The sequence below is a fragment of the Enterococcus olivae genome (genome assembly GCF_053760925.1).
The window spans coordinates 85,312-111,645 of record NZ_JBSMVT010000001.1; the positions used below are offsets into that span (position 1 = coordinate 85,312).

Below are 26,334 nucleotides of genomic sequence, written 5' to 3' on the forward strand. Positions count from 1 at the left end.
CTACACTTCCTTTCGATACTTCACGCCATCAATCACAATGAAATCACCTTGTTTTTTGATCTTTTCTGGAAAATATTCAGCATATTCCTCCGTTGTTAACAAGGTAAAAAGACAGTATTTGCCAATACACAAACTGGCTTTAAATGGGTAATCGCTGTCTTCTACGCTGTCCACTACCAATTCGCTTTTTTCTAATCCTTTGATTTTAAATAAATTTTCGTCCTTCATTTGAAATAAATTCCCACCAGTTCCGATAATTCCGAACTTTTCGGATTCCATTCGAGCTTCATACCATTTATCGAGTTTTTGAATCAACTTTTCTTTATCAATCATTTGTGGTATTCTCCTTTTATAGATATATTTGTTTGCGACTAATCTTCTTGGTGGGAGTTAGTCGTTTTTGTGCTGTTTCCCAGGGGTTATACCCTAATCGCAAGACGACCCGTTTATGGCATTCTTCGATTTCTTGCTCGACTTTCGTCTGTTCAACTTCACGATAAATTTCTCGCCAATCGAGTGTTTCACATTGATGTTGCAGGATTTCCACCCTATTTACCATGTCTCCTCCATGAAGCGTTTAAACTTCTCATCACGCATGAATGCTTGTTCTGCTTCGATTGCAGCGATTTGTGATTCGATACGCTCTTTTTCTCGATCTTCTGCTTTGTGAAGTGTTTCCATCATTGCGAACAGTGCGCTGATCATGACTACGCCTACTCCTAAAGACCAATCGATCGATGAAACTGCAACGATAAGTAGTAAAACCCCTGTCACTAATAAAGTGTTTTTCATGTCAAAACTCCTATCTGTCTGATCATTCTGTTTTTGTATTGCAACTCTTGGTACTGCTTTAGTTCAAGTCGCGCTTGTTCTTTTTGTCGTTCGGATAAATCGGGATTGTTCACTTGCTCGTGTAGATCACGAATCTTCTGTTTGATTAATCCGTCAATTTTGAGCTGTTCGTTAAAGGTATAGTTCATATGCTTGCCCGCATTATTTAGCCTTTCTTTTGTCATTTTTCAACTTCCAACGTCTTACTTTGTTAATGTCAAATCTCAATTCACCACCAACCATTGGCTCTGATTCTAGCCCTTGTTTTCGCCATTCTCGAAAGGTTGAAACACAAACACCCATTCTTTTGGCGCACTCTTTTTGGTTGAACAATATTTGATTCATTTCTCGAAAATTTTTGTCTTGCTCCAACTCTTTCTTTATTTCCTCTTTGATCGACGGTAGGATAATTTGAAGCTGTACCGCCACTTCTTCTGCTACTAATTGTTCAAATTTCATAGGAAGAACCTCTTTCCCTTAAAATTCGTCATTCCATACTTTGTACTTGACTGCAAATTCTTTGACGATCGCTAAGTAAATCTCCAATAATCGTTTATCACTTTCGATGACATCTAGTTTATTTGTTTTATCTCGTTTAGATTTAGAAACACCTTCGCCAGCCATCCGATCACGTAAATTTGATAACCTTCTGCCTAAATCAGCTTTTGCACGTCTATCAACTTCTGTGTATATTGCGTTTTGAATTTCACGATAGGCTTCTGGATCTCCACCAACTTTGTTTGCCATTTTCCGAATAAGCTTCTTAGAATCATTTCTCCAGTCGGTAGAATTCAATGCTACAATTTCGGAAATGTTGTCGACTTTCGTTTCAAGTTTCTTAGTTGCTAATTCTTGACTAGCCACCGATTGAAAAATCCGTTGGAACATTTGTAATTCTGGACTTAGGTTAGAAATATCCAATTGTTGCTTGTACTCTTTTTCCACTTGAACGAAATACTGTCTAGCTTGTTTCCCTTTTTCCGTTCGTTGAATCATTGAAACTTCTTTTGCCATATCTAAACTCACCGCATGATTCACTTTCGGTCTACCACCAAAAGGTTTATCGGATTTTTCCGATAAAGTAGAAAAATCAACATTTTCAGTAAATCCATAGCCAATCATCCGCTTGAACCAATCCGTGTAGTTGTCCTTGACTTCTAAAAATTCATGAAGCTCTCTGCCACTTACTAGCCGTTCGTTATTTTCATTCGTGGTTACTTTAATCAGCTCATTCATTTAGATTCCTCCAACTCCGCTATTGAAATAAAAAGAATGTTCTCAGGTAATTTAGTTGTAGCTCTTTTTCCAATAGCTATTCCTTTTTCGCAACCATAAAAATCCATATATCTTTCTAATTGATTTCGAGCTTTTAAATTAAAATCACGAAGTTTAATCTCAACTGGTATTTCTTTTCTTCCGATTCTTACCCACATGTCAGGGATGTGTTTCGGATGATTCTTATGATTAATAACCTCGCAACCACTTATAAAGCTTGAAATTTTTTCTTTTGCTAAATTATGAATGTCGAATTCAGTAAATGTTTTAGAATCAAAATTCCTTAAAACGATTTCTCTCACTGATTGTTGAAGGAAACCGACTTTATCTGTCGGAGCAATATCCCGTGCTAAATCAATAGTCGCTAGCAATGTATTTAAATCATCGGATGTGTAAGATGCCTTGCACACAAATTCCAATAAATCTATATAATCAAAATGTTTGTCATTGATTTTTATGAATTTTTCTCCATTTTTTTGCGTTTGAATCGTCACTGCTTGTTTATCTTTCATGATTACTAAATTGTTCATTTTATCTTTCCTTTCTTTGATATAATTGTTAAAAAACAGGTGGTGCTTATTTTGATTACTAGCAAAGGCAGAAAATTACTAAAGATTATCATTAAAGCTTGCGACAACCAGTGTTCAACAATCGATTATCAATATTTATTAGATGAGCTTACATATGGAAAGATGTCAGAATCAGACATCCATATAGCTTTATCAGATTTACACTATGACAAATTGATTTATTTCAGGATTACTCCCGAACACGACATACCAATAGATATAACCTTAAAATATGAAGGTCTGCGTTATTTCGACTGGAAATGGGAAAAAGCAAAAGACTTTTTGTTAAAAAATATTCTCGTTCCTTCGGTAGTCGCTTTTTTCACTACGTTAATAACTATTTGGATAGATTCATTTAAGTAAAAGCTAGAGTGGTTAGAACCGATACAATTATGGAAATTACTATCGAAAGTACGTAACTCGAAGTTTCTTTTGCATGATTATCTGAAGAGTATCCATATCGTTCATCTAACCGCTTTTTAGCTTCCTCGTATTTTGGGTCATTTTTCAGATTAGATTTCATTACTCAAACCTCCATTAATTTTTGAAACTCCCCACAAGAGCAATTGCTGAAAGAAACATAGCTAGGATGGTTAACCATAAATCTTTATCTTTTTTCATTTAGTAGTCTCCTCTGGAATATATTCAGTCAAATCAATATCCAACAAATCTTCCATTTGTTTCAAACGATCAACCGTAGTTCTTGTTCCTTTCAGCAAATCTTGTAGATAACCCATCGAGATTTCCATTCGTCTGGCTAACTCTCGCTGACTCCACCCCTTTTTAATAAGAGCGATTTTTACTTCATTTTTTAATGGCATATTTCCACTTCCTTTCCTATTTAGACGATATTCTAAATTTATTTGCTTTTCCTATTGACAAAAAGAGCCAATATGCTAATATGTAAGCATAAGAAATACAGCACACAAAAGAGTGAACTTTATCTGTCGTCTGGGGAGACTAATATTTAAAGATTGTGCTTTTTGTATGCTGTAAATATCTTGCTTACAAACATAGTATAAAGGCATATATTCTAATTGTCAACACATATTTAGATTTTTTGCTCTTTTTATTTTGTGAGCTCTTGGAGGACAATATGAGCATAGTAGAAAGAATAAAAGAACTGACTACAGAAAAGAGTATGTCTGTAGCGGAACTAGAAAGAACTTTGGGCTTAGGAAATAGTTCTGTACGTCGTTGGGATGAAAGAACTCCCGGTGTTGACAAGCTTCAGAAAGTAGCTGATTACTTCGATGTTTCAACTGATTACTTATTAGGACGGACTAATAAAAGAAAATATTATGAGTTGAACGAAAAAGATAAACGAGATATCGGATTAGAAGCAGATAGACTTCTTGAAGGATTGCAAAGTGGAGCGGAAACCAGTTTCTACGGAGAACCTATGACAGAAGAAGAAAAAATTCAAATGCGTACAATTTTAGAATTAGGATTGCAAATGAACAAAGAAAAGGCTAAGAAGAAATTCACGCCGAAAAAATATCGTAACGATTAGTAGGTGTCTTATATGTATACAGACGAGGAGGCAATTTTAGAAGCTGAAAAATTAATAAAGCTTCACGAAACAGTTGATCCATACAAAATAGCCAAGTTTTGCGATTACGATGTGATTGAAATGGAGTTAACCGAAAGCACCTGGGGTCAGATGGTTCGGTCAAACAGGTGTTGTACTATCTTTATTGATATTAACCTACCTGAAAATATAAAAAAGTTTGTGTTAGCTCATGAACTTGGTCATTGTAGGTTGCATAAAGGACACAGCACTCCTTTTTACAGAAATATCGAAAATACTACTATTTCTAAAAAAGAAGCTCAAGCTAATATTTTCGCACTATCTTTATTAACTTCAAATATTGATGGCAAAACTCAAATGACAAACTTTGAAATATTAAATTTTCTTGGTTTGCCTTATGATTTTGAAAGATTTCTATAAAATACCTTTGTCAGCGCTATGATGCTGCATCGGAAAGGAGATATATTATGGCGGTAATTAACAAATTGAACATCCAAGTTAAAAGTGGTAGAGAAAAGATAGGTATCAACTTTATGGGGCTTGGTGTAATGTTCCAAGAAGACGATGGAAAAGTCTTTTTTAACAAAAAGGAACCCATTTATTTTGATTTTATGGGATATGAATTTAATGGTCCTGTTTATCACGATGTTACAGAATCTACTGAAAATAAAAAAGGGAAAAATAAGAATAATACCAAGACCAAAGAAAAAGGCAAATTTGGAATGGGCGGACTTGCTTTAGGGGTTGCTACTGGCGGTCTTAGTATGGCTGTTGGCGTTGGTAGGAAGAAAACTAAAGTAAAGGGCAAAGAGCGCGGCAGCTTTACAGAAAACACTTTTGCTAATTCAACGACCAAGCAAGTTGAAGTCTCTTCAACCGCTATCCTTAATTTCAAGGATTCAAGTGGGACTAAATTCTCCGTTATGATCGTTTGCGATTCAACTTTAGAAGCGAATTTAAGAAACTTCAAAATTGTTGAAGAAGTAGAAACAAAAGAATTGGTTGACAGTTCAAAATCAATCGTCGATCAATTGAGAGAATATAAGGATCTTCTTGATTTAGAAATAATTACACAAGAAGAATTTGAAACGAAAAAAGCTCAGTTATTGAAATGAAACCAACCTAAAATTTGGCAAATTAACTAATAATTGAAAAGGTGTTGTGTAGATAATATGGATAGAGATTTAACAGAAAATATGTCGTTAGTTGAAATTGAAGAAGAAATTTTAAAAATTGAAAGTGAGGTAATTGGATCTTTTGCCCGTTTCTGGGATAAGAGAAATGAAATCGATATTTTAGAAAGTAACGCACAAGTTATTTTAAGATTTGCAAAACTTAACTATGAGTACCATCTAGCAATTTTAGATCCTGATGAATCAGATGAAGAATTATTCTTTTGGAAAAATAATTGTTTGAAAGTCTGGTGTGTTGGTGTCAATAGTAAATCAGCCGGAAGACGAGATACCTTGCTTTTTGCGACTATCAGTGATGAGAATGAGATTGTTGTTATAGACGGAATAAATGAAACTTCATCACCAAAGTTTTTAAGATCAGATACACCAGAAAAAATCAAGTTTTTAATTGATGAAAAAGTAATACCAGATGTAAAATCTTCTATTGTAAAAAATTCTGCGAATGGTCATACTACTATTAGAGGTTGGGTTCAACAGTTGTTAGAAAACGAATCGAAAAGTATTGAAAAGTTGGCTACCTCTTCAACAGAATTATTCGATTTCAATAAAGCGACTATTCGAGCTAAGAAATATAAATTTTCGGAAATGTTAGAAACCATTGACAATGAACAGTTCACAATAGAATTTGATGAATGTCTTTATGCTTATAATCGTGAAAAGTGGTTTGTTTGTGCTGCGGGACTAGGTGGTGTTTTAGAACATTTACTATACTTAATTTTAGAAAAAAATAAGATGATGGATAAGGATTTTCCTGATGATCCTACAGCGAAAATTTATACAGAATATTTAAGCAGACGCCCAATAAAATTAAAAAAAAGAGAGCGTACACACATACGCACCCTTTTCTTAACTCGCAATTCAATTTCTCATTTTAATCACGGTTTCACCTCTAAAGATCAATGCAGCCATCTTATGAACGGCATAAGAGATATATTTGAAAATTATTATCTCAAAGAATTTACAACAGAGAGTAAATGATTAATTTGCTTTACTTTAGTAGGACCAAAAGAATCATAGGAGATATATCCATCTACATACTCGAATGGTATTTCTTCGTCATCATAATCAACATCTCTTAGTTGCGGATGTAAATCATAATATTCTGAAATTAAATCTTGAATTAAATCGTAGTCTTTTTCAGTAAATTTCATTTTCCTCACCTCAATTGGTTGAGTTTAGTTCCATCCAATTGTATCACGTAATAACTAAAAAAACACGCCCCTCTTACTTTGGCGAGCTAGAAGGCGTGCGGATCTTAAAACAAACCTAACATAGGCTAGGCTTATTTGCTGTACCTTATTTTAACAAACTACTCATTTAGTTGCAACCTCTCCTACTGGCGAAGCGGTTCGATTCCGCAAGGTAGAATAGCCTTTTGATACTTTTTGTATGCTTGCCCGCAAAAGAAAGGTGTTCATTATGGCAAAGATAAAAAAATATACTAAGAAAGATGGTTCTACAGCGTATGAGTTTTGCGTTTATCTAGGTGTGAATCCAAAGAACGGAAAACCTAGAAAGACCACTCGTAGAGGGTTCAAAACAAAAAAAGATGCCAACTTAGCGCTAGCTAGAATAATGACAGGAGATGATAAACCGCAGACTAAGGGTAAAACCACGAAGAAGTACATTACTTTTAAAGATATTTACGATCTATGGATCGAAACGTATGTTTACACGGTGAAAGAGACCACTTTTGCGAAAGTTAAAGGTTACTTTTCAAACCATATCCTACCTGATATGGGACAAATGGTAGTTAAAAACATAACATTCGTTGATTGCCAGAAGGTTATTAATGAATGGTATGAAAAAAGCACCGTTTACAAATCGTACAAATCTTACGCTGGAAAGATTTTCAAACATGCTATAAAAATGGAAATCATTTCAGAAAATCCTATGGATCTAGTAGATGTTCCTAAAGCCAAAAAAAGGAAGAAAAAAGACACAGACCTCTATTACTCTCAATCAGAATTAAACGAATTTTTGACCTGGATACGCAACAATCAGTGTGAGAGAAACTACATGGCGATCAGGATTTTGGCCTTCACAGGTATTAGACGAGGCGAGTTAGCCGGTTTAATGTGGGAAGATGTTGATTTTGAAAAATCTACCCTTTCGATAAATAAGTCTGTTGTTAGATTAGGCAATCAGCAAAAATTATCCGATACGAAAACAAACTCATCTAAAAGAGTGATTTCTTTAGATCAAGAAACTTTGTATCTATTAAAAAGGTGGAAATTAAACCAAAAGAAAGAATTGTTGTCAAAAGGACTTATAGTAAAAAAAGACACTGAACAATCGATTGTCTCCACAACAACATCCAATGGACTTATCTATCCAGAATTTTGCAGAGAGATCATGAAAAGATACCCAAATAACAAGCTGTCTCCTCATGGATTGAGACACACACATGCTACTCTATTGTTGCAAAGTGGTGTACACATCAAAGATGTGCAGTTTAGGTTGGGTCACGCTAACGTCACTACCACACTCAACATTTACGGTCATCACAGTAAAGACGATAAACACATCGTAGATAACTTATCAGATAAATTAATTGGGAGTCAATTTGGTAGTCAAATGCAATAAACTCTTGAAAACACTAGGAAATCAACACTACTCCTAACTAAGTTAGTTTACCATAAAACAAAGGGAAAACAAACGGTTGCGAACATGAAAGCTTTTCTCAAAGGACTCTATTCCTCACTATTTACAGTCTTATTTTGTATAGCAACGCTTGGCTGTCACTAGGGTTTACTTAAGGATTTCTTTATATCATGAGTAGACTATCCTGTTCTTTTAAACAGCATGAAGCAACCAGATTGTGACGTTAGTATGTAGCGAAGCGTTTGCATTCAAAAATCGATTGCGAATAGTATCCTTTCTCCTAAAATGTATGGTACACTTACTATCATTATTTCTTAGAAAAATGAAGCTAGCTATTCTGGTCATTGAAGGAGGACAAAAAATGGATCTAAAAATGTTGCTAATGATTTTTTTCATCAATTTTATCTATGTCACACTGAGTACGATTCGCTTGTTGCTGACAATGAAGGGCTACCGACTGATTGCGCCTGTTGTCAGCATGTTTGAAATCATCATCTATGTATTAGGTTTGTCTTTGGTTTTAGACAGTTTGGACAATCCTGTCAACCTGATCGTTTACGCTTTGGGGTTCGCTATCGGTATCGGCTTCGGTATCAGGATAGAAGACCGTATGGCGTTAGGCTATACGATGGTAACAGCGATTTTGCCTAGTACTTCAAAGGAAGAAGACACCCTACCAGCGACCTTGCGCGCAGAAGGCTATGGTGTAACTGTTTCTTATGGTGAAGGTCTGGAAGGTCCTCGCCTGATGTTAGAGATCCTGTCCCCTAGAAATAAAGAAAAACAGCTCTATCAGACGATCCACTCTGTGGAGAGCCGTGCCTTCATTATTAGTTACGAACCCAAACATATCTCTGGAGGCTTTTGGACGAAAAAAGTACGTAAAAGAATGGGAAAATAAAAACAAGCCCGCTCGATCTATGATGAGCGGACTTGTTTTTTCTTTTACTCCTGCCAATCAGCAGCTTGCTCTGGCTGAGTTTCGGCTGGATAAACAGTATGAACGGCTTCCAATTCGGCTGTTTTGTTATTGTATTCTCGTTCCAGTTCTTCTTTCTTGTCAGCCACTCTTTTGTCGATCTCGTTATCGAGTTCCTCTTTTTGCTTCTGAAGATGCTTGATCTCCCGACGTTGCTGCCAGATCGTTCCCGTGGTCACTAAAACAATAATGATCGCTCCGATAAAGGCTGAACCGATCACGACAACGATAAGCGGTGCTGAGATCTCAGAGAAACCAAAGTTAATATTGACTGTCATGGTATTCATCACTGCAAAAATAACAATCAGTAATGTTAAAACCAACCCTAAAATAATTCGCCACTGATTTTTCATTTTGATCACTCCTCGTATTTTTTATGAAGGAAAATGTTCGTTTGATTCTCTTTACGCATACCATTCCGCTAGCTTAGAGTTTCTAGTGCTACTTCGTTTTAGCGTATTTAAATTTTCAAAAAGCGAAAATTTAAGTTTGATTCTCTCCACGCATACCATCCTACTAGCTTGGAGTTCCTAGTAAGTAGGACTGGCAAAGTGGAACTGCTAGTTCTATTTTTTGTTGAACAATCCCCCAGCCAAATAATCACCGATATGAGGAAACAGTTGATAAAATCGGGCGGCCACTTCCATCATGATCGGGCGATTGATCTCGCGTTTCGGATGAAGCATTTTTTTCACGATCTGCTGTGCCAGTTTTTCAGCATCAAGAATCAAACCGTCGACATTTTCTAAGTAGCTGCCAGAAGGATCTGCTTTATCAAAAAACTCGGTTTTGATCGGTCCTGGATTTACTGTGGTTACGTAAATATCAAAGGGCTTTAATTCTAATCTCAAGGCATTGGAAAAACCTATAACTGCAAATTTTGTTGCTGAGTACACAGTGGATTTCGGAGTAGCCATTTTCCCAGCCATCGAAGCTACATTGATGATATGTCCCGATTGCTGTTCAAGCATTTCGATCGCAATTCTTTGAGTCAACAGCATCATTCCCAATACATTGACCTCAAACATATTGCGAGCGGTCTCCATATCAAAAGAAACAAAGTTTTCAAAATGTCCAAAGCCTGCATCGTTGACTAAAACATCCACAGCTCCAACTTCTTGTTCAAGCTTTTCCATCAAGCTATCAATGCTTTTAGGATTTGCTACATCCACTTGAAAAGCATAGGCTTCTTTCTGGCTCAACTCCATACAACGTTCCTTGACCTGACCGATCAAATGGATTCGACGGGCACAAACCACCACGATCGCTCCTTGTTCTGCTGCTTCATAACAAATTTGTTCTCCTAGTCCTGTGGATCCACCGGTTACAAGAACGACTTTATTTTCTAATTTCATTTTTCTGCCTCCTATTCTTCAAAGTGTATCGGTAATACATAAAAATCTTTGGCCACTCGAACCTGTGGAAAGATCTCTTCTGCTTCTGCGCGTAAATCAAGGACATCCTTTGCTAAATAACGTGCACTGATATGAGTCAGAATCAATTGCTTGACCTGAGCTTCTTTAGCAACTTTGGCCGCCTGTTGAGTAGTCGAATGGTAGTAAGTTCGAGCCATTTTTTCCTCATCTTTTTTGAAGGTACTTTCATGAACGAGGACATCTGCATCTCTTGCAAGCTCCACTGAATGACTGTGGTAGCGTGTGTCTCCCAAAATAGTCACGATCCGACCTTTTTTTGGTTGTCCGACAAATTGTCTGCCGTCGACTTCTCTCCCATCTGGTAGCGTTACAGTATCCCCACGTTTGATCTGACCATAGATAGGTCCCGGTTGAATGCCCAAAGCAGAAAGCTCTTCCACTTTCAACTCTCCCTGATGGTCGGCCTCAACGACTCGATAGCCATAACTGTCGATCCCATGATCTAGCTTCTTACAGGATACTTCAAACTGCTTGTCCTTAAAAAGGATGCCTTCTTGATCGATCTCAATAAATTTAAGCGGATAGCTCAAACGCGTTCGTGATATTTTTAGTGCCGTCCGAATGAATTCTTCTGTACCAGTAGGTCCGTAAATTTCTAATGGTTCTGTTCCTCCCTGAAAAGAACGGCTGCTGATCAAGCCAGGCAAACCAAAAATATGATCTCCATGCAGATGTGTAAGAAAGATTTTCTCTATTTTTCTTGGACGAATCGTTGTATGTAAAATCTGCATTTGGGTCCCTTCCCCGCAGTCAAACAACCAGACGGCATTTCGTTCGTCCAATAATTTTAAAGCAATACTTGTCACGTTTCGATGTTTGGCAGGGACTCCAGCACCCGTTCCTAAAAATTCTAATTCCATAGTTCTCCTTACTTTCTCTCTAAATTCTTCTTTATTCTAACTGAACCGCTCTTGAGTCATTCTTTCGATCAGGCGAATGTAAGAAGACGAGACGATTTGTTCTTATCTTGATTGTATCAATATTCGGTCCATTTGGAAATGAATTACCTTCTAAAAAAAGAAACCGACAGCATGCTGTCAGTTCCCTTCATTTTATTCAACAAATTCAAATTCAAATTTACCGATGCGAACGATATCGCCGTCTTTGGCTCCTCTTGCTCGAAGTGCTTCGTCCACGCCCATTCCGCGTAATTGACGAGCAAAACGCATCACTGTTTCATCGTGTTCGAAATTAGTCATTTCGAACAATTTCTCCAGTTTTTCACCCGACAAGACCCATGTTGTATCTGGATCACGATTGATCTCAAAGTCAGGCTTATCTGAAACAAAGCCGTATTGAACCACTTCTTCTTCGATTTCTTCTTCGTACAATGGAAACTCTGGTGTGATCTCCAGTAAGTCAGCTGTCGCACTCAACAATGTGTCCAAACCTTGGCGAGTAACTCCTGAAATTGGGAAAATTGGCATTGGATCAGCAAATTCATCTGTTTGCTCCTTCGCCAGATCTTCTTTGAATTTTTTCAGATTTTCTTCTGCATCCGGCATGTCCATCTTGTTAGCTACGATGATCTGTGGACGTTCCAACAAACGCAAGTTGTGGGAACTCAATTCATTATTGATCGCTAGGTAATCTTCGTAAGGATCGCGTCCTTCCATTCCGCTCATATCGATCACATGCAAAATAACACGTGTCCGTTCAATATGGCGTAAGAACTGAGTACCCAGTCCAACCCCCTGTGAAGCTCCTTCAATCAGACCTGGCAAATCTGCCACAGCAAAGCTGCGGTCGTCTTTCGTGCTGACCATCCCTAGATTCGGTACTAAAGTGGTAAAGTGATAGGCACCGATTTTAGGTCTTGCAGAAGAAATAACTGACAACAAGGTTGATTTCCCTACAGATGGAAAACCTACCAAACCTACATCTGCTAACACTTTTAATTCTAATTCGATCTTACGTTCTTGCCCTGGCTCACCATTTTCTGCGATTTCAGGTGCTGGGTTGCGAGGAGAAGCAAAACGGATATTTCCACGTCCTCCACGTCCTCCGCGAGCAACGACCAATGTCTGACCCTGCTCTATCAAGTCTCCTAAAAGAGCCCCAGTTTCTGCATCACGAACCGTTGTCCCTTCAGGAACCTTTACTAGCAGGTCTTCAGAACCTCTACCGTGCATTCCTTTACTCATCCCATTTTCGCCAACTTGTGCTTTAAAATGACGATTAAATCGAAAATCCATCAATGTGCGTAGTCCTTCATCCACCACGAGAACGACATTTCCTCCACGACCACCATCGCCGCCAGCAGGTCCACCATCTGGAACATATTTCTCTCTTCTAAATGCAACCATTCCGTCGCCGCCTTTACCAGCCTTTACGTCAATAGTTACTTGATCTAAAAACATGGACATTTACTTGTGTCCTCCATTCTATTTACTAAACTAATCCTTTGTGTCAAAGCCTTTTTCATTGTACCTACCAAACAGCTATTTGTCTATCTTTTCGTTATGTTTCTGTGGATTCATTGATATTTTTCTAAAAAAGTTTCTATTTTTTCTTTGTATTGCTGTTTATCTACAGAAAAACTTTTGGCATGACCGGCATTTGGAACGATCCAGCGTTCTTTAGATGCCGTAGTTGCCTGATAGACCTTGTCCAACATGGAAAAAGGAACGAATTTGTCTGCCTCTCCATGAATGAACAAAATCGGTCGAGTATTTTTTGCCAACTGTTTGACTGCATCTCCTTCACCAAAAAAGTAACCTGCACGTAGTTTCGTAATTAAGCTAGTCATTGGGATCAAAGGAAAGGCCGGCAAACGAAACATATCCTTCAGTTGATAGGCTAACTCATCATTGATCGAGGAATAGCCACAATCCTCCACGATCGAAACCACATTGTCTGGTAATTCTTCACCACTGACCATCATGACTGTGGCAGCTCCCATACTCAAACCATAGAGAGTGATTTTTTCCTCTGGACCATTATGGGCTAACACCTGGTCGATCCATTGAAGGTAATCTTTACGTTCATGCCAACCAAAACCAATATAGTGTCCTTCGCTTTCTCCGTGTCCTCTCGCATCTGGAACTAAGACATTGTAGCCCCAGTCATGATACATTTTTGCATACTCGCTCATCGTTTCTGCATTCCCCATGTAGCCATGGCCGACAATCGCTGTTCGATGATTGTTTTGATTTGCTGGCAGATATATTGCGGATAACTTCAGTCCATCGTCAGACTCCAGCTGCCACCGACTTCGATTTTCTTCATTCGTATACCAGTCAGTAGCTTCTTGTTCCTCCACGATGTCTGTACCTGGTGTATCCTTTGCTAAAAAATCTTTTTCTGATGGTACGACAGCATATTGATAAAAATAATTTCCTGCCCAGATCAATCCCACAATACTCACTAAAACAAGTCCTAATAAAATGCGCATCACTAGTTTCATACCTTCCTTACACGATCCTTTCTACACAACAAGTATAAAGAAAAAAGCATTTTTCAACAATCTTTTTGAATAAAAAATCTCTCATACTAAATGTACGAGAGATTGGGTTGATTATTTTACTTCCACCAGCTTAAAGTTGGACCATGGTTTTAAGAAATTGAGCAAGAAAGCCTCATCTTCTGAAATATGACCGACAACATTGACCCGTCCGTCATTTTTCATTTCTTTCAAGGCAATTTGTGTTTCCCCTTTGTACTGACCATAGCCTTCATTGTCGATCAAAACATCCCCACGCAGGATATCACGGGTGGTGTGAGGGGGGAATTCTTTGTCCTTATAGTAAACACGGGTCATGGTTGAACGAAGGATGTATTCAGAGCGGTCGCCGCGATAGCTGTGCAAGTTGTCAAATAGACAAACCCGTTCATTTGCTGTGATCTCTTCTTCAACCACCACTTTTAAGGTTGGATAAGCAGCAAAGAACGCTTCTGACATGGCCTTTAGCTCTGCTTCTGAAGCATAAGCATTCCCCACCAAAATATCATCGATCAAACCCGTCAGCATCAGATGCTTGACTTGTGTGCCAATCTCTAACTCACGATGATCCTCCAAAGAACACAGCCCATCCTGAGTCGGCCAAGGACCGAATGTCGCATCGTGGGAATTGACAAAGGCCATCGTGTTCAAATTGTATTGACGGAACTGCTCGGAACAGCGAACAAAATGATCGTAGCCCAAGCCAGAATAGCGATGAGGGTAAAAATTATGAGAGCCTAGTAAATTTTCTGTATTCGGTGAATAAGACATAATATTGTCAACATAGCTTGTTCCCGTACTCATATTGATCTCAATTTTAAGATTATAAGGATTACGAGTCATTTGCGCTTCCTCTGAACCAGTAAAACCAATATCTAGACGAACACCGTAAGCACCCATCTCATCAAAAAACGATAAATCGTCGTAAGAGATCCCTAATTGTTCAAATAAAGATGGATTGATATCCACCATCACTTCCATATCCAAGCTATTGGCATAAGCAACGACTTCTTTGAATTCTGCTAATACTTTTTCTTTGTCGTCTTCGATTTGCAGTAAGCTTGTAAATACTCGCTTAAATCCATACTTGTGTGCCAAATCTAAGTAGGCCTTGTCCTTTTCAAATGTGGAACGCTCTGGATAAATCGAAATTCCTAATTTTCCCATTGTAAAAAAATCCTCCTAGAAATAAAAAACAAATTTTGTATCCTCTTTCATTATAATTGATCTAGACCAAAAAGACAATTGCTTTTTTTGTCGAATATTTTTATCAATAAAACTAGGAAAAGAAAATGTTCTTTGATATGATAAATAAGACGTTTATCAAGAAAGGAATTCGCTTTATGAAAAAGAAAAAAATCAGCTTATTTTTTACTGCGGTTGCCAGTATGCTACTACTTTCAGCTTGCAGCACTTCAGAAACCCAGGAAAGTACCTCTACTTCTTCCTCAACCAGCGAGAGCTCTGTTGATCTGAGTACGATCGAATTGCCTCAGCTAGATAGCGAAGTAAAAGAAAATGAATCTTTAGTGGAAATCGTCACTACCGAAGGAACAGTCACAGTCAAATTGTTTCCAGAGTACGCACCCAAGGCGGTAGAAAACTTTATGACCCATGCGAAAGATGGCTACTATGATGGACTAGTCTTTCATCGAGTGATCGAAGACTTTATGATCCAGGGCGGTGATCCTCAAGGAAACGGTAGTGGCGGCGAAAGTATTTGGGGTGAAGGGTTTGAAGTCGAGATCTCTCCACACCTTTACCATATTCGTGGTGCACTAGCGATGGCTCGTTCAACAGCTTTAGACAGCCAAGGCAGTCAGTTCTTCATTGTTCAAAACAATCAGGATGCTTCAAAGGATCTGGCAATCCAATTTACACCTGAACAAATCATTGAAGCTTATAAAGATGGTGGTTATCCTTCTTTAGATGGTAACTACACGGTCTTTGGCCAAGTGATTGAAGGCATGGACGTCGTTGATCAGATCGCAACTGCTGAGAAAACCGACGAAGCAGACGCTTCTGGTTCTTATTCGATCCCTCTGGAACCAGTGAAAATCGAAACGATCCATGTTCTACAAGAAGCAAAATAGCAAAAAAAGAGACGTTGGAATCAGCATTTTCCAACGTCTCTTTTTAATCCTTATTGTTTTTGCTCGCCAACGATGAATGTGAACTCGCATTCCGCAGCTTTCTTGCCATCTACCGTTGCCACAGCATCAGCAGTACCTACAGAGCCTTTGACTTTCGTAATCTCAAAGGACAATTTGATCGTATCTCCAGGAACGACCTTTTGGCGGAATTTCGCTTTGTTGATTCCACCGATATAAGCGGTACGTCCTAAAAATTCTTCTGATTTTAAGATCAAGATTGATCCTGCCTGTGCCAAAGTTTCTAAAATCAAAGCTCCTGGCATTACCGGATTTCCAGGAAAATGTCCTTGGAAAAAATCTTCATTGATGGTTACATTTTTAGTGGCAATAATTTTTTTGCCGGGTTCAATCGAATCTACATAGTCTATATAAATAATCGGATAACGGTTGGGAATCAAATCCATTACTTCTACTTCAGTCAACAATTTTTTCATTTTTGTTCCTCTTTTCATCATTTTCGAAATTTTCTTTTACTTTGATTATCAAAGTATCATATTTTTGATAATTTAGCAACTTTAGAATTAATTCAGTAAATTTAGTTTGACAATCAAACAATTTTGTCTAATAATAGATAATCATGGTAGTGTGCCATGATTCAAAATTGAATGAACTTATTCAGATATTTATTTAAGGAGTGGAACTATGAGTTTTTTAACTGGAAAAAAAATTGTCGTAATGGGCGTAGCTAATAAACGTAGTATTGCTTGGGGTTGTGCCAAAGCTCTACGAGACCAAGGGGCAGAAGTTATTTACACTTATCAAAATGAACGTATGAGAAAGCCTTTAGAGAGATTACTAGAGGGAGACGAATTTTTAGTTGAAATGGATGTAGCTACAGATGCCAGCATCGAAAAAGCCTTTGAAGAAATTAAAGAGTACGCTGGGGAAATCCATGGTGTCGTTCATGCAGTGGCCTATGCAAACAAAGAAGATTTACAAGGTGGCGTTACAGAAATTTCTCGTGAAGGTTATGCCTTGGCGCAAGATATTAGTAGTTATTCACTAATTGCTGTAACAAAGTATGCAAAACCAATTTTAGCGGACAATAGCGGAGTAGTGACCTTAACTTATTTAGGTGCAGAACGTGCCGTTCCTAACTACAACATGATGGGCATTGCGAAAGCTGCTCTCGAATCAGCCGTTCGTTATCTAGCAGCGGAGTTATCTCCACAAAAAATTCGTGTGAATGCTGTCTCAGCAGGAGCTATTAAAACGCTAGCTGTAACTGGTGTGAAAGATCACCAAAAACTTATCCAATTATCTGAGGATCGCACTCCTGATCATATTGGTGTAACCATTGAAGAAGTTGGAAATGCGGTAGCCTTTTTAATTAGTCCACTATCAGCTGGAATCATCGGCGAAACTATTTTCGTAGACAAAGGTGTTCATTTATCTTAATTTTTCTTTTATACGCAGTACAATTGATTTCCTTTTTTTCAATCCCTTGCTACAATAAGGGTCAGAAAATGTTGGAGGGATCATCATGAATTTTCTTTTAGGAACAGTTGGGACGGTAGATTCGTCAGAGATCAATATCATTGAGCCGGCTGCCGAGCAATTCAATGCGGTTCAACGCTGGTGGAACAGTCTGGACTGGGAAGCTATTACAGGTTTGGTGATACAAAAAGGATTGACGATTTTCTTCATTGTCCTTTTGTTTGCTTTTCTTTCCCGATTAGCCAGTTTTTTAGTTGATCGAGGATTTAAATCTTATGGAAAGAAAAAAAATAATGAGATACGCATGGGAACATTGCGAACGTTGATTCGTAATGTCATCCAGTACACACTAGGATTCTTTTTTCTCTATTCGATCTTGTCGACCGTGGGGATTCCTGTAGGCTCACTCTTAGCTGGGGCTGGGATCGCTGGTCTGGCTGTTGGTCTTGGTGCCCAAGGCTTTATGAATGATATTATTACTGGTTTTTTTATCATTACAGAGCAGCAGATCGATGTGGGGGATTATATTCAATTGACCAACTTAACGATTGAAGGGACAGTCACTTCTGTTGGTTTACGTACACTTCAGCTGAAGTCATCCGACGGGACGGTACATTACATCCCCAATCGAAACATTACGACAATCAGTAATACTTCCCGCGCAGATATGCGGGTACTTGTCGATGTTCGAATCGATCCGACAGAGGGTCTTGATGGCATACGTCAGGCTGTCGAACGTGCCAATGAATGGATCGTCAAAGAGTACACAGAAGCCATCCAAACACCTCCTGTTGTCTTTGGACTTGTTGATTTGGGAAATAGCAATTATGTGATTCGAACAACGATGTATGTAAGCAACGGACGTCAGTTAAAAATCCAGGAAGATTTGTTGGCTGCTTCAATTCACGAACTTTCTGAAGCAGGCTATACGATTCCCAAAACACCTGTTTTGATTTGAATCTAATAAAAAATGTCGAGAATGCAGTTGCCTGCTTCTCGACATTTTTTTAACTAATTTTTATTGCGTCCTCTTTCGGCGTCACTACGTATCTTTTTTCCAGTTCATGCACCAAATGATTGACTGATTTTAATAGTTCTTTTCTTGTCACGATCCCTTGAAAAATGTTTTCTTCATCTACAACAGGCAAAAAGGAACCATTGACTAATAAATGAAGCAGATCCTCCAGCTCGCCATTCGGATGAATCGATGAGACATTTACTTCCATAACATCTGCCACTGTCAATCCATCCAATAAACTCGTATCAAAGCCAGTCAGTCCCATCATTTTATCAATAATATTTGCTAGACTAATCAATCCTACTAAATGGTCTTCAAAATCTAAAACCGGGATTTTAGCATAACCTACTTTTGACAAAACCAGCAAGGCGTGCTCCAATGGATGACTATATAAAACAGTTGCTACATTTTCAGCGGATACCAGAAAATTTTCCTGATTTTCCATCAATAAAGCCTCTGTATACTTACCAATCAATTGTATACCTCCATTTCACATTTACACTACCTTCCTATTCTACCTTAAAATAGAAAAAGAAAGCAGAGAAATCGCTTTCTTTATAAATTTCTAATAACTTTTTTTTTAAATACAAAGGCCAACTCTGGCACCGGCTGAAAATCTCGACTATAATACTGAACGTAATAAGCATCTGGCTGGCTGTCTATGATCGCATAACTTTTTATCTGGATCGGTCCCCGCGGTTGCGAGATACTTCCCGGATTCAAAAATAGGCGTGATCCAACTTTCTCACAGCCGATTTGATGTGTATGGCCAAACAATACGATACTTGCATTGGCTGCCTGTGCTTCCAAGCCCAATTGAGTAATACCAAAACGTACATCCGATAAATGACCGTGGGTAACGTAAATCCGGTCTTCCCCAGTGTCTATCACCCGATTTTTTTTGTATTTGCTATCATAGTCACAGTTTCCAGTTACGACATAAGCCTGTTCCCATAATTCATCATCCCCAGGCAGTTCGGAGTCTCCACAATGGATGATGTAATCAACTTTTCCCTGATAATGTGCAAAAAGATCTACTAGAACTTGACGATCTCCATGATTGTCACTAACAACTAAATATTTCAAATCAGACGCCTCCTTCTAGCCAAACTTGCCATTGATCACGTAGCTTTTCAATCGCTTGTCCACGATGACTGTGCTTGTTTTTCTCTTCGCTCGAGATCTCAGCAGCGGTTGTATCTGTTCCATCTACAATAAATAAAGAGTCATAGCCAAAGCCATTTTCACCTCTTGGGATACGTGCAATTCGACCTGGCCATTCGGCTTCCACGACTAGACTTTGCTTTTTAGGAGCGGCAAAAACCAATGTACAGTGAAATTGGGCAGTTCTCTCTTCATCAGGAGTATCTGTCAATTCATAAAGTAATTTAGCATTATTGGCTGCATCACTTTTCTGCTCTCCTGCAAAACGCGCAGAATAAATTCCCGGCATGCCTCCCAATGCATCCACCTTCAAACCTGAATCATCTGCCAATACTGGACATTGCAAAATGTTGGCGATCGTTTCAGCTTTCAAACGGGCATTTTCTTCAAATGTTCGTCCAGTCTCAGCTACATCCGGTAATTCAGGGAAATCCTTCAATGTTTTGACTTTATAACCAGCTTCACCAAACATTTCAGCAAATTCTTTGGCTTTTCCAAGGTTCCCCGTCGCGATCATGATTGTTTTATCCGACAATTGTTTCAGATTCTCTTTTTTTACATAGAGAACATCCTTTTGTCGTAAAATGAGTTCCTCTATCGCAACTTTTCCATAAACAAGCATTTCATTCAATTGCTCACCGTCGAAGGTCGCCCCTTCGCCTGTTCCTTGGATCTCGACAAAACGTCCAGATTCAGTCATGACCAGGTTCATATCGACTTGAGCGGCACTGTCCTCTTCATAATCCAAATCAACTGCACAGCTGCCATCTGGCAAGATACCGACACTGATTGCTGCAAGGTGCTCCTTGATTGGATCTTCCTTCAGCAAATGACTCTGTAACAGTTTGTTAACTGCTAGACGTAAAGCAACGAATGCTCCGGTGATACTGGCTGTTCGTGTCCCACCATCGGCTTGAACCACGTCACAATCAACAACGATACTGCGTTCACCCAATTTTTCCAAATCCACGACCGCTCGTAGAGATCGACCGATCAAACGTTGGATCTCCATCGTACGCCCTGTTAATTTTCCTTTGGAGCTTTCACGTCGATTTCGGGTGTTCGTCGCGCGAGGCAGCATACTGTATTCTGCAGTTACCCAGCCTCTCCCTGTGTTTCTTAAAAACGGTGGTACTGATTCCTCGACTGTTGCAGAACAAATGACTTCTGTATCGCCAAATGAAACAACAACTGAACCTTCTGGATGTTTATAAACATGTGTGTTGATTTTTACTGATCGTAAGTTATGTGTTTTTCTACCATCGTGTCGCATGATTGGCTTCCTCCTAATTCAATATGCTTCGAGTAAACAGGCAGTGCTGCCAGCCACTCTTTAGCGATCCCGTCAAACATTACTGTTGAGCCAGTGGTGTAAAATGAATAGTCTGCCTTTGATAATGTATCTGTATTGGCAATATCAAAATAATCCAGCAGCATACTGACTTCACCAATCGTTTCAGCGCCGGAATCGATCAGTTTGACATTTTGTCCCATGACATTCTGAATGATTGGACGCAATAAGGGATAGTGTGTACATCCCAAAATCAATGTATCGATCTTTTTGTTTTTTAAAGGCAGTAGTGTTTCAGCAACGATTTTTTTCGCTACTGATGATTGAAACTGATTGCTTTCAACGATCGGTACGAATTTGGGGCAAGCCAAACTCGTTACAGCTGCTTCAGGTACTTTTGTAATGATCGCCTGTTTGTATGAACCGCTTTTCACCGTTCCAGCTGTTCCAATGACTCCAATCTGAAGATTCTTGGTTGACTTTACAGCTGCTCTGGTTCCCGGTAAAATAACCCCTACTACCGGAATAACCAATTGTTTTTTGATTTCATCTAATGCCACTGCTGTCGCCGTATTACAAGCGATCACAAGCATCTTGATATTTTTTCTTAATAAAAACCGGGTCATCTCCCAAGTATATTCAATTACTTGTTTTGCTGGACGCGGTCCATAGGGGCAACGAGCAGTATCTCCCAGATAAATAATGTTTTCGTTAGGGAGTTGTTTGATTGCTTCCTTGACGACCGTCAATCCACCTACACCGGAATCAATAAAGCCGATAGGTTGCTTATTTGTCATTCTTTTCCATCCTTTGTTTCTCTTAGACATACCTGTTTCCTTATTTTGTACTTTTTTATCTTTTTTTTCAAGTGTTCCTTCCTATAATCAGTCAAAAACCAATTTTCTGTAGCTTTTTATCATCGATTTTTTTAAAGAACCGTCTCACTACACAAGGAAGTTTAGCTCTATGTATCCTGAAGACCAAGAATCAAACGAGTTCGATCCGTTAAAAAAAGAAAAAGGCCCAGAAGTCAGAATGAATCCAGCTTCTGGGCAGTCTATTCTATTCAATCAATATTTGTAACGTTTTGTTTCCAAATAATTTGAAAGCAATGACAAGATATAACAAATAGCAAAGTAGCTGATGGTCATCGCTGCGAACATTGGAATCACATAGTTGGTGTTCTGACCATAAATGATTCGTGAGTGATGTGTCAATTCAGGAAGTGAAATGATCACTGCCAGTGAAGTATCCTTCACCAAAGAGATCAACTGACTGACGATTGCTGGAATCATCGAACGGAAAGCCTGAGGCAATACGATCGTCCACATAGTCTCAACGTAAGACAGTCCAGTTGAAAGCCCAGCCTCCATTTGGCCTTTTGGAACAGCATTTAGACCCGCACGGAAAATTTCTGACAACATGGCGGATTCAAAAATCGTCAATGCGACTACTGCTGACCAAAAAATATTGAAACGAATCCCTATTTGCGGTAAAGCAAAATAGGTGAAGAAAATAATCAAGAGCAGTGGTAAATTACGAATCACATCGACAAGAATCCCCAGAATTTTTGAAAAAATTGGGATATCTGCAAAACGCAAAGTTCCTACCAAACCACCAATCAAAAAACTAAATACAATAGACAGTACGGAAACCGCAACGGTAATCTGTAAGCCATCTAGTAAAAATCGCAAATTTGCGAGTGAAAATGCACCAATAAAATCCATTGTTGTCTCCTCCTATCCTCGAATTGCCCAGCGTTTTTCTAAATATGCCATAGCGTAAGACAATGGCAAAGTCAAAACCAAATAGAAAATGCCGACGATAATATATGTCTCAAAAGTAATAAATGTGGCATTCGCAACCAAATCACCCTGATACATCAGATCTAGTCCTGCAACCATCGCTAAAATGGAAGAATTCTTGATCAAATTGATAAACTGTCCTCCCAATGGCGGAATGACGATCTTAAAGGCTTGTGGCAGAACGATGAAGCGCATCGTTTCACCATAACTAAAGCCAGAAGACAGACCTGCTTCCATTTGACCCTTGGGTACTGTTTGAATACCCGAACGGACAGTCTCCGCAATAAAAGCTGATGTATAGATCGTTAAGCCAATCGTACCTGCTTGAAAGCCGTCAAAAGGCAATCCGTATAAAGGTAAGACTACATAAAAAAACATAACAATGATCAGTAACGGAACATTTCTAAAGAACTCTACATATCCTTTAGCCAATCCTTTGACTAATTTATTTTCAGAAAGCTGAAAAATCGCCATCAATGTTCCAATGATCAAACTAAAAATCAGTGCCAAGACACTAGAAAGGATCGTATACTTAAATCCTTCAAAAAACAAACCTGCATTTGCTTGAAACAACTCAATCATCGAATCCCCTCCTTAATCCACTTTTCCACTATCATCATCTGGGAACCATTTATCAAAAATCTCGTCATAAGTCCCATCTTCATGCATTTCTCTTAAAGCCGCATTCACTGCATCAAGAAAGTTTTCCTGTCCTTTATTGATCGCAATCCCATACGGCTCTTCTGTGAACGTACCACCAACTAATTCATAGTTAGAGTTTTCACTTGCCATCCCCAACAAAATCGCATTATCCGTTGTCATGGCATCTCCTTGTCCCGCCTGTAAAGCAGTAAAGGCTTCCGCATAGTTTTCCAACTCAAGAATTCTCGCATTCGGAGAGGCTTCTCGAATGTTGACAGCAGAAGTAGAACCCTTGACAACCAGTGCAGTAGTTGTTTCATCTAAATCTTCGACACTCGTGATTGGACTACCTTTTTCAACTAAAAGTGACTGTCCGGCATCAAAATATACTTCTGAAAAATCAACTTGTTCTTTCCGTTCTTCAGTGATCGTCATCGTGGCGATGATCGCATCGATGTTTCCGTTTTTCAACAGCGGGATCCGCGTTTTTGAAGTTACTTCAACAAAAGTCGCGCGTCCATCTCGTCCAAGGAGCTTTTCTGTGATGGCCTTGGCGATATCGATATCGAAGCCCTTGACTTCTCTTGATGGAATATCCATCAGTCCGAACAAGCGCGTATCGTTTTTCACTCCCCAAATAATTTCATTCGAGCTTTTGCTTGTTTCCAAAATATCCAAGTCTGCAACATTATTGGTTTTACATCCAGTTAAACCAATAAATGCCAATACTAGGACAAGATAGGAAAAAAAAGTTTTTTTACGCATAGTTTTTCCTCCTAATGATTGATTACTTTACTAATAAACTGTTGGGCACGTTCCTCTTTCGGATTCTCAAAGAATTCTTTGACATTGCGACTGTCTTCCAAGACCTGACCTTCCGCCATAAAAATGACCCGATCCGCTACTTCTCTGGCAAAGCCCATTTCATGAGTCACAACGATCATTGACATGCCCTCATGTGCGATCTTTTTCATTACATCTAGAACATCCCCGATCATTTCCGGATCCAGGGCTGAAGTTGGTTCGTCAAACAACAGCATCTCCGGACGCATCGCCAAACCACGAGCGATCGCAACACGTTGCTGCTGCCCACCGGAAAGCATGGAAGGATAGGAATCTTTTTTGTCTAACATTCCTACTCTATCTAAAATCTGTTCTGCATTTTTGACTGCTTCGGTGTCATTTTCTTTTAAAACTTTGATCGGTGCCAGCGTAATATTTTCTAACACAGTTTTATTAGGATATAAATTGAAGTGCTGGAAAACCATTCCAATATTTTTGCGAATCTCCGTCAGCTTTGTCTCCTTGCTACGAATATCCTTATCATTGACCAGTAGCTGTCCTGAACTAATCGTTTCCAGTCCATTGATGGTACGCAGCATCGTACTCTTCCCAGAGCCTGAGGGTCCAATAATTACAACGACTTCACCTTTTTCAAATTCCAAGTTAATATTTTTCAACGCATGAAATTTCCCGTAGTATTTTTCAACGTTCTTAAATTCAATCATTGACATTGCTTCACGCTCCTGTTCTTCTTTTATGAGACGATTTTAATAATGGGCTACTGAATATTATAAACTTGCAATTTCAAATTTGTAAAGTTTTTTATAAAAATAGCCATTAAATGTGAAAATTCCGTCATTTTCTAACATTAGTATGTTAATTATGAGCTGTTCTAATTTATAGGCTCTTCCTCCTAGCAATGCTTTATCTAAGAAGGTTTCACTCAAAATCAGTCGTGAATCCGCCCAAATTGATCTCACGATTGTCAAAATCAACCTTCGTAGTGTAGTGAAGCCGTTTGATCTTAGAAGCACCTAAAATTGTAAGCTGTTCTTGAAAATATTCTAGAGGATTCCCTTCAAATCATTGTTTATTTACCCAAAAAAAGGTAAGATTGCTTATAGACTATTAAACAAAGAAAAGGTGAAGATTTTGAATACTATTCTTACAGGCGATCGCCCAACAGGTAAATTACATCTTGGTCATTATGTCGGTTCATTGAGAACACGTGTTGACATGCAAAATGATCCTAACAATAAACTCTATGTAATGGTTGCTGATGTTCAGGCACTAACAGATAACGCAAAAACACCAGAAAAAGTATCCGCAAATGTTTTAGAAGTAGCACTAGACTATTTGGCTGTGGGATTGGACCCAGCCAAAACGACCTTTTTTATCCAGTCACAGATTCCGCAGATTGCAGAACTGACGATGTTCTATTTAAATTTAGTCAGTGTAGCTCGTGTCCGTCGTAACCCAACAGTCAAATCAGAGATTGAACAGAAAAATTTCGGTGAAAGTCTTCCAACAGGTTTCTTTATCTACCCTGTCTCACAAGCAGCAGACATCACCGCCTTCAAAGCGGACCTCGTTCCCGTTGGCGATGACCAAAAACCAATGCTGGAACAAACACAAGAGATCGTTCATAGCTTCAACTCGACTTACAGTGAAGTTCTGGTTCAACCGAAAGGAGTCTTCCCGCCAAAAGGTATGGGACGTCTACCAGGTACTGACGGAAATGGCAAAATGAGCAAGTCTCTTGGAAATGGGATTTATCTAGCTGATTCTGCGGATGTTGTGCAAAAGAAAGTCATGAGCATGTATACCGATCCAAATCATATTCATGTGTCTGATCCGGGTCAAGTGGAAGGCAACATGGTCTTTACTTATTTGGATGTTTTCGGCAAAGACAAAGAATATATCGAAGAGCTAAAAGAACACTATCGTCGTGGAGGATTAGGCGATGTGAAGATCAAGCGTTACTTGATCGATGTCCTTGAAGAGGAGTTGGCTCCGATCCGCGCTCGTCGAGAAGCCTTTGCTCAAGATCCAGCAGCAGTTATGGACATGCTGCGTAAAGGCAGTGAGGAAGCTGAAAAAGTAGCCGCACAAACCTTATCAGAGGTAAAATCAGCCATGGGGATCAATTATTTTAACTAAGCAAAAAAAGGAAACGGCTCG

Annotated in this window: 35 protein-coding genes; 11 read left to right on the forward strand and 24 right to left on the reverse strand. The window is 38.8% G+C overall.

The features are described from left to right. From ACWODM_RS00575 to ACWODM_RS00605, 7 genes are read right to left on the reverse strand one after another with little or no spacing between them, the layout of a single operon-like run. Nucleotides 1-333: a hypothetical protein gene (locus ACWODM_RS00575; RefSeq protein WP_455319412.1), complete on the reverse strand. Its 333-nt coding sequence runs from the start codon at nt 331-333 to the stop codon at nt 1-3. Between the two features lie 16 nt (nt 334-349). After that, nucleotides 350-559, reverse strand: a complete 210-nt coding sequence (locus ACWODM_RS00580; protein ID WP_455319413.1) for a hypothetical protein — start codon at nt 557-559, stop codon at nt 350-352. Next, the gene (locus ACWODM_RS00585; protein WP_455319414.1) at nt 553-792 is read right to left on the reverse strand and encodes a hypothetical protein; all 240 of its coding nucleotides are present in this window, start codon (nt 790-792) and stop codon (nt 553-555) included. Before ACWODM_RS00585 ends, ACWODM_RS00580 begins: the two co-directional genes overlap by 7 nt. Continuing rightward, nucleotides 789-1,016: a hypothetical protein gene (locus ACWODM_RS00590; RefSeq protein WP_455319415.1), complete on the reverse strand. Its 228-nt coding sequence runs from the start codon at nt 1,014-1,016 to the stop codon at nt 789-791. The genes ACWODM_RS00585 and ACWODM_RS00590 overlap by 4 nt, the downstream gene beginning before the upstream one ends. Next, on the reverse strand, nt 994-1,290 hold the full coding sequence (locus tag ACWODM_RS00595) for a hypothetical protein (protein WP_455319416.1): 297 nt from the start codon (nt 1,288-1,290) through the stop codon (nt 994-996). Before ACWODM_RS00595 ends, ACWODM_RS00590 begins: the two co-directional genes overlap by 23 nt. Before the next feature lie 18 nt (nt 1,291-1,308). Further along, nucleotides 1,309-2,067, reverse strand: a complete 759-nt coding sequence (locus ACWODM_RS00600) for an antA/AntB antirepressor family protein (protein ID WP_455319417.1) — start codon at nt 2,065-2,067, stop codon at nt 1,309-1,311. Continuing rightward, nucleotides 2,064-2,636 (reverse strand): hypothetical protein, encoded by a 573-nt coding sequence (locus ACWODM_RS00605; RefSeq protein WP_455319418.1) that lies wholly within the window; start codon nt 2,634-2,636, stop codon nt 2,064-2,066. The genes ACWODM_RS00600 and ACWODM_RS00605 overlap by 4 nt, the downstream gene beginning before the upstream one ends. A 51-nt stretch (nt 2,637-2,687) precedes the next feature. Between ACWODM_RS00605 and ACWODM_RS00610 the strand changes: the two genes are divergently transcribed. Beyond that, nucleotides 2,688-3,038, forward strand: coding sequence for a hypothetical protein (locus tag ACWODM_RS00610; RefSeq protein ID WP_455319419.1), 351 nt, complete (start codon nt 2,688-2,690; stop codon nt 3,036-3,038). A gap of 254 nt (nt 3,039-3,292) precedes the next feature. Here ACWODM_RS00610 and ACWODM_RS00615 read toward each other — a convergent pair whose 3' ends face one another. Beyond that, nucleotides 3,293-3,496, reverse strand: a complete 204-nt coding sequence (locus tag ACWODM_RS00615; RefSeq protein ID WP_455319420.1) for a helix-turn-helix domain-containing protein — start codon at nt 3,494-3,496, stop codon at nt 3,293-3,295. A gap of 275 nt (nt 3,497-3,771) precedes the next feature. Between ACWODM_RS00615 and ACWODM_RS00620 the strand changes: the two genes are divergently transcribed. Genes ACWODM_RS00620 through ACWODM_RS00635 form a run of 4 tightly spaced genes read left to right on the forward strand, consistent with a single transcriptional unit; the run spans nt 3,772 to nt 6,377 of the window. Beyond that, complete coding sequence (locus ACWODM_RS00620; protein WP_455319421.1) at nt 3,772-4,188, forward strand: helix-turn-helix domain-containing protein; 417 nt, start codon at nt 3,772-3,774, stop codon at nt 4,186-4,188. Nucleotides 4,189-4,200: 12 nt separating this feature from the next. After that, nucleotides 4,201-4,626 carry an ImmA/IrrE family metallo-endopeptidase gene (locus tag ACWODM_RS00625; protein WP_455319422.1) on the forward strand — a complete coding sequence of 142 codons (426 nt, stop codon included), beginning with the start codon at nt 4,201-4,203 and terminating at the stop codon, nt 4,624-4,626. A gap of 47 nt (nt 4,627-4,673) precedes the next feature. Further along, complete coding sequence (locus ACWODM_RS00630; protein ID WP_455319423.1) at nt 4,674-5,321, forward strand: SHOCT domain-containing protein; 648 nt, start codon at nt 4,674-4,676, stop codon at nt 5,319-5,321. A gap of 57 nt (nt 5,322-5,378) precedes the next feature. Then, a complete protein-coding gene (locus ACWODM_RS00635) occupies nt 5,379-6,377 on the forward strand; it encodes a hypothetical protein (protein WP_455319424.1) in 999 nt (332 codons plus the stop codon). Here ACWODM_RS00635 and ACWODM_RS00640 read toward each other — a convergent pair. Next, a complete protein-coding gene (locus ACWODM_RS00640; RefSeq protein ID WP_455319425.1) occupies nt 6,344-6,550 on the reverse strand; it encodes a hypothetical protein in 207 nt (68 codons plus the stop codon). The genes ACWODM_RS00635 and ACWODM_RS00640 overlap by 34 nt on opposite strands. A 268-nt stretch (nt 6,551-6,818) precedes the next feature. Here ACWODM_RS00640 and ACWODM_RS00645 point away from each other — a divergent pair, with 268 nt between their 5' ends. Together ACWODM_RS00645 and ACWODM_RS00650 are read left to right on the forward strand one after the other, a co-directional pair. Then, entirely contained in the window at nt 6,819-7,985 is a 1,167-nt protein-coding gene (locus ACWODM_RS00645; RefSeq protein WP_455319426.1) for a tyrosine-type recombinase/integrase, read from the forward strand. Between the two features lie 379 nt (nt 7,986-8,364). Continuing rightward, the gene (locus ACWODM_RS00650; RefSeq protein ID WP_455319427.1) at nt 8,365-8,904 is read left to right on the forward strand and encodes a DUF2179 domain-containing protein; all 540 of its coding nucleotides are present in this window, start codon (nt 8,365-8,367) and stop codon (nt 8,902-8,904) included. Nucleotides 8,905-8,948: 44 nt separating this feature from the next. Here ACWODM_RS00650 and ACWODM_RS00655 read toward each other — a convergent pair whose 3' ends face one another. The 6 genes from ACWODM_RS00655 to ACWODM_RS00680 all read right to left on the reverse strand — a co-directional run bounded on the left by ACWODM_RS00655 (nt 8,949) and on the right by ACWODM_RS00680 (nt 15,027). Beyond that, complete coding sequence (locus ACWODM_RS00655) at nt 8,949-9,335, reverse strand: LapA family protein (protein ID WP_455319428.1); 387 nt, start codon at nt 9,333-9,335, stop codon at nt 8,949-8,951. A gap of 213 nt (nt 9,336-9,548) precedes the next feature. After that, nucleotides 9,549-10,337 (reverse strand): SDR family NAD(P)-dependent oxidoreductase, encoded by a 789-nt coding sequence (locus ACWODM_RS00660; RefSeq protein WP_455319429.1) that lies wholly within the window; start codon nt 10,335-10,337, stop codon nt 9,549-9,551. A gap of 11 nt (nt 10,338-10,348) precedes the next feature. Continuing rightward, a complete protein-coding gene (rnz, locus tag ACWODM_RS00665) occupies nt 10,349-11,278 on the reverse strand; it encodes a ribonuclease Z (RefSeq protein WP_455319430.1) in 930 nt (309 codons plus the stop codon). 192 nt (nt 11,279-11,470) lie between these two features. Next, nucleotides 11,471-12,784 carry a GTPase ObgE gene (gene obgE, locus ACWODM_RS00670; protein ID WP_455319431.1) on the reverse strand — a complete coding sequence of 438 codons (1,314 nt, stop codon included), beginning with the start codon at nt 12,782-12,784 and terminating at the stop codon, nt 11,471-11,473. A gap of 110 nt (nt 12,785-12,894) precedes the next feature. Continuing rightward, nucleotides 12,895-13,824 carry an alpha/beta hydrolase gene (locus tag ACWODM_RS00675; protein WP_455319432.1) on the reverse strand — a complete coding sequence of 310 codons (930 nt, stop codon included), beginning with the start codon at nt 13,822-13,824 and terminating at the stop codon, nt 12,895-12,897. A gap of 111 nt (nt 13,825-13,935) precedes the next feature. Further along, nucleotides 13,936-15,027: a DUF871 domain-containing protein gene (locus tag ACWODM_RS00680; RefSeq protein WP_455319433.1), complete on the reverse strand. Its 1,092-nt coding sequence runs from the start codon at nt 15,025-15,027 to the stop codon at nt 13,936-13,938. 176 nt (nt 15,028-15,203) lie between these two features. Between ACWODM_RS00680 and ACWODM_RS00685 the strand changes: the two genes are divergently transcribed. Then, complete coding sequence (locus ACWODM_RS00685; RefSeq protein ID WP_455319434.1) at nt 15,204-15,953, forward strand: peptidylprolyl isomerase; 750 nt, start codon at nt 15,204-15,206, stop codon at nt 15,951-15,953. A gap of 50 nt (nt 15,954-16,003) precedes the next feature. Here ACWODM_RS00685 and fabZ read toward each other — a convergent pair whose 3' ends face one another. Next, nucleotides 16,004-16,447, reverse strand: coding sequence for a 3-hydroxyacyl-ACP dehydratase FabZ (fabZ, locus tag ACWODM_RS00690; protein WP_455319435.1), 444 nt, complete (start codon nt 16,445-16,447; stop codon nt 16,004-16,006). Between the two features lie 208 nt (nt 16,448-16,655). On the opposite strand from fabZ, the gene fabI reads away from it, so the two are divergent. Together fabI and ACWODM_RS00700 are read left to right on the forward strand one after the other, a co-directional pair. Continuing rightward, a complete protein-coding gene (fabI, locus tag ACWODM_RS00695; RefSeq protein ID WP_455319436.1) occupies nt 16,656-17,411 on the forward strand; it encodes an enoyl-ACP reductase FabI in 756 nt (251 codons plus the stop codon). Nucleotides 17,412-17,496: 85 nt separating this feature from the next. Next, a complete protein-coding gene (locus ACWODM_RS00700) occupies nt 17,497-18,408 on the forward strand; it encodes a mechanosensitive ion channel family protein (protein ID WP_455319437.1) in 912 nt (303 codons plus the stop codon). 49 nt (nt 18,409-18,457) lie between these two features. On the opposite strand, the gene cbpB is transcribed toward ACWODM_RS00700, so the two are convergent. The 8 genes from cbpB to ACWODM_RS00740 form a co-directional block, all read right to left on the reverse strand. After that, nucleotides 18,458-18,943: a cyclic-di-AMP-binding protein CbpB gene (cbpB, locus tag ACWODM_RS00705; protein ID WP_455319438.1), complete on the reverse strand. Its 486-nt coding sequence runs from the start codon at nt 18,941-18,943 to the stop codon at nt 18,458-18,460. Nucleotides 18,944-19,023: 80 nt separating this feature from the next. Continuing rightward, nucleotides 19,024-19,554 (reverse strand): metallophosphoesterase, encoded by a 531-nt coding sequence (locus ACWODM_RS00710; protein ID WP_455319439.1) that lies wholly within the window; start codon nt 19,552-19,554, stop codon nt 19,024-19,026. Between the two features lies 1 nt (nt 19,555). After that, a complete protein-coding gene (gene rph / locus ACWODM_RS00715) occupies nt 19,556-20,905 on the reverse strand; it encodes a ribonuclease PH (protein ID WP_455319440.1) in 1,350 nt (449 codons plus the stop codon). After that, nucleotides 20,863-21,720, reverse strand: coding sequence for a glutamate racemase (racE, locus tag ACWODM_RS00720; protein ID WP_455319441.1), 858 nt, complete (start codon nt 21,718-21,720; stop codon nt 20,863-20,865). The genes rph and racE overlap by 43 nt, the downstream gene beginning before the upstream one ends. Before the next feature lie 273 nt (nt 21,721-21,993). Then, complete coding sequence (locus ACWODM_RS00725) at nt 21,994-22,650, reverse strand: amino acid ABC transporter permease (RefSeq protein ID WP_455319442.1); 657 nt, start codon at nt 22,648-22,650, stop codon at nt 21,994-21,996. Between the two features lie 12 nt (nt 22,651-22,662). Beyond that, a complete protein-coding gene (locus ACWODM_RS00730; RefSeq protein ID WP_455319443.1) occupies nt 22,663-23,310 on the reverse strand; it encodes an amino acid ABC transporter permease in 648 nt (215 codons plus the stop codon). A gap of 12 nt (nt 23,311-23,322) precedes the next feature. Next, nucleotides 23,323-24,135: a transporter substrate-binding domain-containing protein gene (locus ACWODM_RS00735; protein ID WP_455319444.1), complete on the reverse strand. Its 813-nt coding sequence runs from the start codon at nt 24,133-24,135 to the stop codon at nt 23,323-23,325. A gap of 11 nt (nt 24,136-24,146) precedes the next feature. Continuing rightward, on the reverse strand, nt 24,147-24,884 hold the full coding sequence (locus tag ACWODM_RS00740; protein ID WP_455319445.1) for an amino acid ABC transporter ATP-binding protein: 738 nt from the start codon (nt 24,882-24,884) through the stop codon (nt 24,147-24,149). Between the two features lie 418 nt (nt 24,885-25,302). Here ACWODM_RS00740 and trpS point away from each other — a divergent pair, with 418 nt between their 5' ends. After that, nucleotides 25,303-26,313: a tryptophan--tRNA ligase gene (trpS, locus tag ACWODM_RS00745; protein ID WP_455319703.1), complete on the forward strand. Its 1,011-nt coding sequence runs from the start codon at nt 25,303-25,305 to the stop codon at nt 26,311-26,313. Nucleotides 26,314-26,334 lie beyond the last annotated feature (21 nt).

What these genes read in the sequence shown, in the direction of transcription:
- ACWODM_RS00575 (WP_455319412.1), bottom strand. Translation starts at nt 333, where the DNA reads ATGATTGATAAAGAAAAGTTGATTCAAAAACTCGATAAATGGTATGAA.
- ACWODM_RS00580 (WP_455319413.1), bottom strand. Translation starts at nt 559, where the DNA reads ATGGTAAATAGGGTGGAAATCCTGCAACATCAATGTGAAACACTCGAT.
- ACWODM_RS00585 (WP_455319414.1), bottom strand. Translation starts at nt 792, where the DNA reads ATGAAAAACACTTTATTAGTGACAGGGGTTTTACTACTTATCGTTGCA.
- ACWODM_RS00590 (WP_455319415.1), bottom strand. Translation starts at nt 1,016, where the DNA reads ATGACAAAAGAAAGGCTAAATAATGCGGGCAAGCATATGAACTATACC.
- ACWODM_RS00595 (WP_455319416.1), bottom strand. Translation starts at nt 1,290, where the DNA reads ATGAAATTTGAACAATTAGTAGCAGAAGAAGTGGCGGTACAGCTTCAA.
- ACWODM_RS00600 (WP_455319417.1), bottom strand. Translation starts at nt 2,067, where the DNA reads ATGAATGAGCTGATTAAAGTAACCACGAATGAAAATAACGAACGGCTA.
- ACWODM_RS00605 (WP_455319418.1), bottom strand. Translation starts at nt 2,636, where the DNA reads ATGAACAATTTAGTAATCATGAAAGATAAACAAGCAGTGACGATTCAA.
- ACWODM_RS00615 (WP_455319420.1), bottom strand. Translation starts at nt 3,496, where the DNA reads ATGCCATTAAAAAATGAAGTAAAAATCGCTCTTATTAAAAAGGGGTGG.
- ACWODM_RS00620 (WP_455319421.1), top strand. Translation starts at nt 3,772, where the DNA reads ATGAGCATAGTAGAAAGAATAAAAGAACTGACTACAGAAAAGAGTATG.
- ACWODM_RS00625 (WP_455319422.1), top strand. Translation starts at nt 4,201, where the DNA reads ATGTATACAGACGAGGAGGCAATTTTAGAAGCTGAAAAATTAATAAAG.
- ACWODM_RS00630 (WP_455319423.1), top strand. Translation starts at nt 4,674, where the DNA reads ATGGCGGTAATTAACAAATTGAACATCCAAGTTAAAAGTGGTAGAGAA.
- ACWODM_RS00635 (WP_455319424.1), top strand. Translation starts at nt 5,379, where the DNA reads ATGGATAGAGATTTAACAGAAAATATGTCGTTAGTTGAAATTGAAGAA.
- ACWODM_RS00640 (WP_455319425.1), bottom strand. Translation starts at nt 6,550, where the DNA reads ATGAAATTTACTGAAAAAGACTACGATTTAATTCAAGATTTAATTTCA.
- ACWODM_RS00645 (WP_455319426.1), top strand. Translation starts at nt 6,819, where the DNA reads ATGGCAAAGATAAAAAAATATACTAAGAAAGATGGTTCTACAGCGTAT.
- ACWODM_RS00650 (WP_455319427.1), top strand. Translation starts at nt 8,365, where the DNA reads ATGGATCTAAAAATGTTGCTAATGATTTTTTTCATCAATTTTATCTAT.
- ACWODM_RS00655 (WP_455319428.1), bottom strand. Translation starts at nt 9,335, where the DNA reads ATGAAAAATCAGTGGCGAATTATTTTAGGGTTGGTTTTAACATTACTG.
- ACWODM_RS00660 (WP_455319429.1), bottom strand. Translation starts at nt 10,337, where the DNA reads ATGAAATTAGAAAATAAAGTCGTTCTTGTAACCGGTGGATCCACAGGA.
- rnz (WP_455319430.1), bottom strand. Translation starts at nt 11,278, where the DNA reads ATGGAATTAGAATTTTTAGGAACGGGTGCTGGAGTCCCTGCCAAACAT.
- obgE (WP_455319431.1), bottom strand. Translation starts at nt 12,784, where the DNA reads ATGTCCATGTTTTTAGATCAAGTAACTATTGACGTAAAGGCTGGTAAA.
- ACWODM_RS00675 (WP_455319432.1), bottom strand. Translation starts at nt 13,824, where the DNA reads ATGAAACTAGTGATGCGCATTTTATTAGGACTTGTTTTAGTGAGTATT.
- ACWODM_RS00680 (WP_455319433.1), bottom strand. Translation starts at nt 15,027, where the DNA reads ATGGGAAAATTAGGAATTTCGATTTATCCAGAGCGTTCCACATTTGAA.
- ACWODM_RS00685 (WP_455319434.1), top strand. Translation starts at nt 15,204, where the DNA reads ATGAAAAAGAAAAAAATCAGCTTATTTTTTACTGCGGTTGCCAGTATG.
- fabZ (WP_455319435.1), bottom strand. Translation starts at nt 16,447, where the DNA reads ATGAAAAAATTGTTGACTGAAGTAGAAGTAATGGATTTGATTCCCAAC.
- fabI (WP_455319436.1), top strand. Translation starts at nt 16,656, where the DNA reads ATGAGTTTTTTAACTGGAAAAAAAATTGTCGTAATGGGCGTAGCTAAT.
- ACWODM_RS00700 (WP_455319437.1), top strand. Translation starts at nt 17,497, where the DNA reads ATGAATTTTCTTTTAGGAACAGTTGGGACGGTAGATTCGTCAGAGATC.
- rph (WP_455319440.1), bottom strand. Translation starts at nt 20,905, where the DNA reads ATGCGACACGATGGTAGAAAAACACATAACTTACGATCAGTAAAAATC.
- racE (WP_455319441.1), bottom strand. Translation starts at nt 21,720, where the DNA reads ATGACAAATAAGCAACCTATCGGCTTTATTGATTCCGGTGTAGGTGGA.
- ACWODM_RS00725 (WP_455319442.1), bottom strand. Translation starts at nt 22,650, where the DNA reads ATGGATTTTATTGGTGCATTTTCACTCGCAAATTTGCGATTTTTACTA.
- ACWODM_RS00730 (WP_455319443.1), bottom strand. Translation starts at nt 23,310, where the DNA reads ATGATTGAGTTGTTTCAAGCAAATGCAGGTTTGTTTTTTGAAGGATTT.
- ACWODM_RS00735 (WP_455319444.1), bottom strand. Translation starts at nt 24,135, where the DNA reads ATGCGTAAAAAAACTTTTTTTTCCTATCTTGTCCTAGTATTGGCATTT.
- ACWODM_RS00740 (WP_455319445.1), bottom strand. Translation starts at nt 24,884, where the DNA reads ATGTCAATGATTGAATTTAAGAACGTTGAAAAATACTACGGGAAATTT.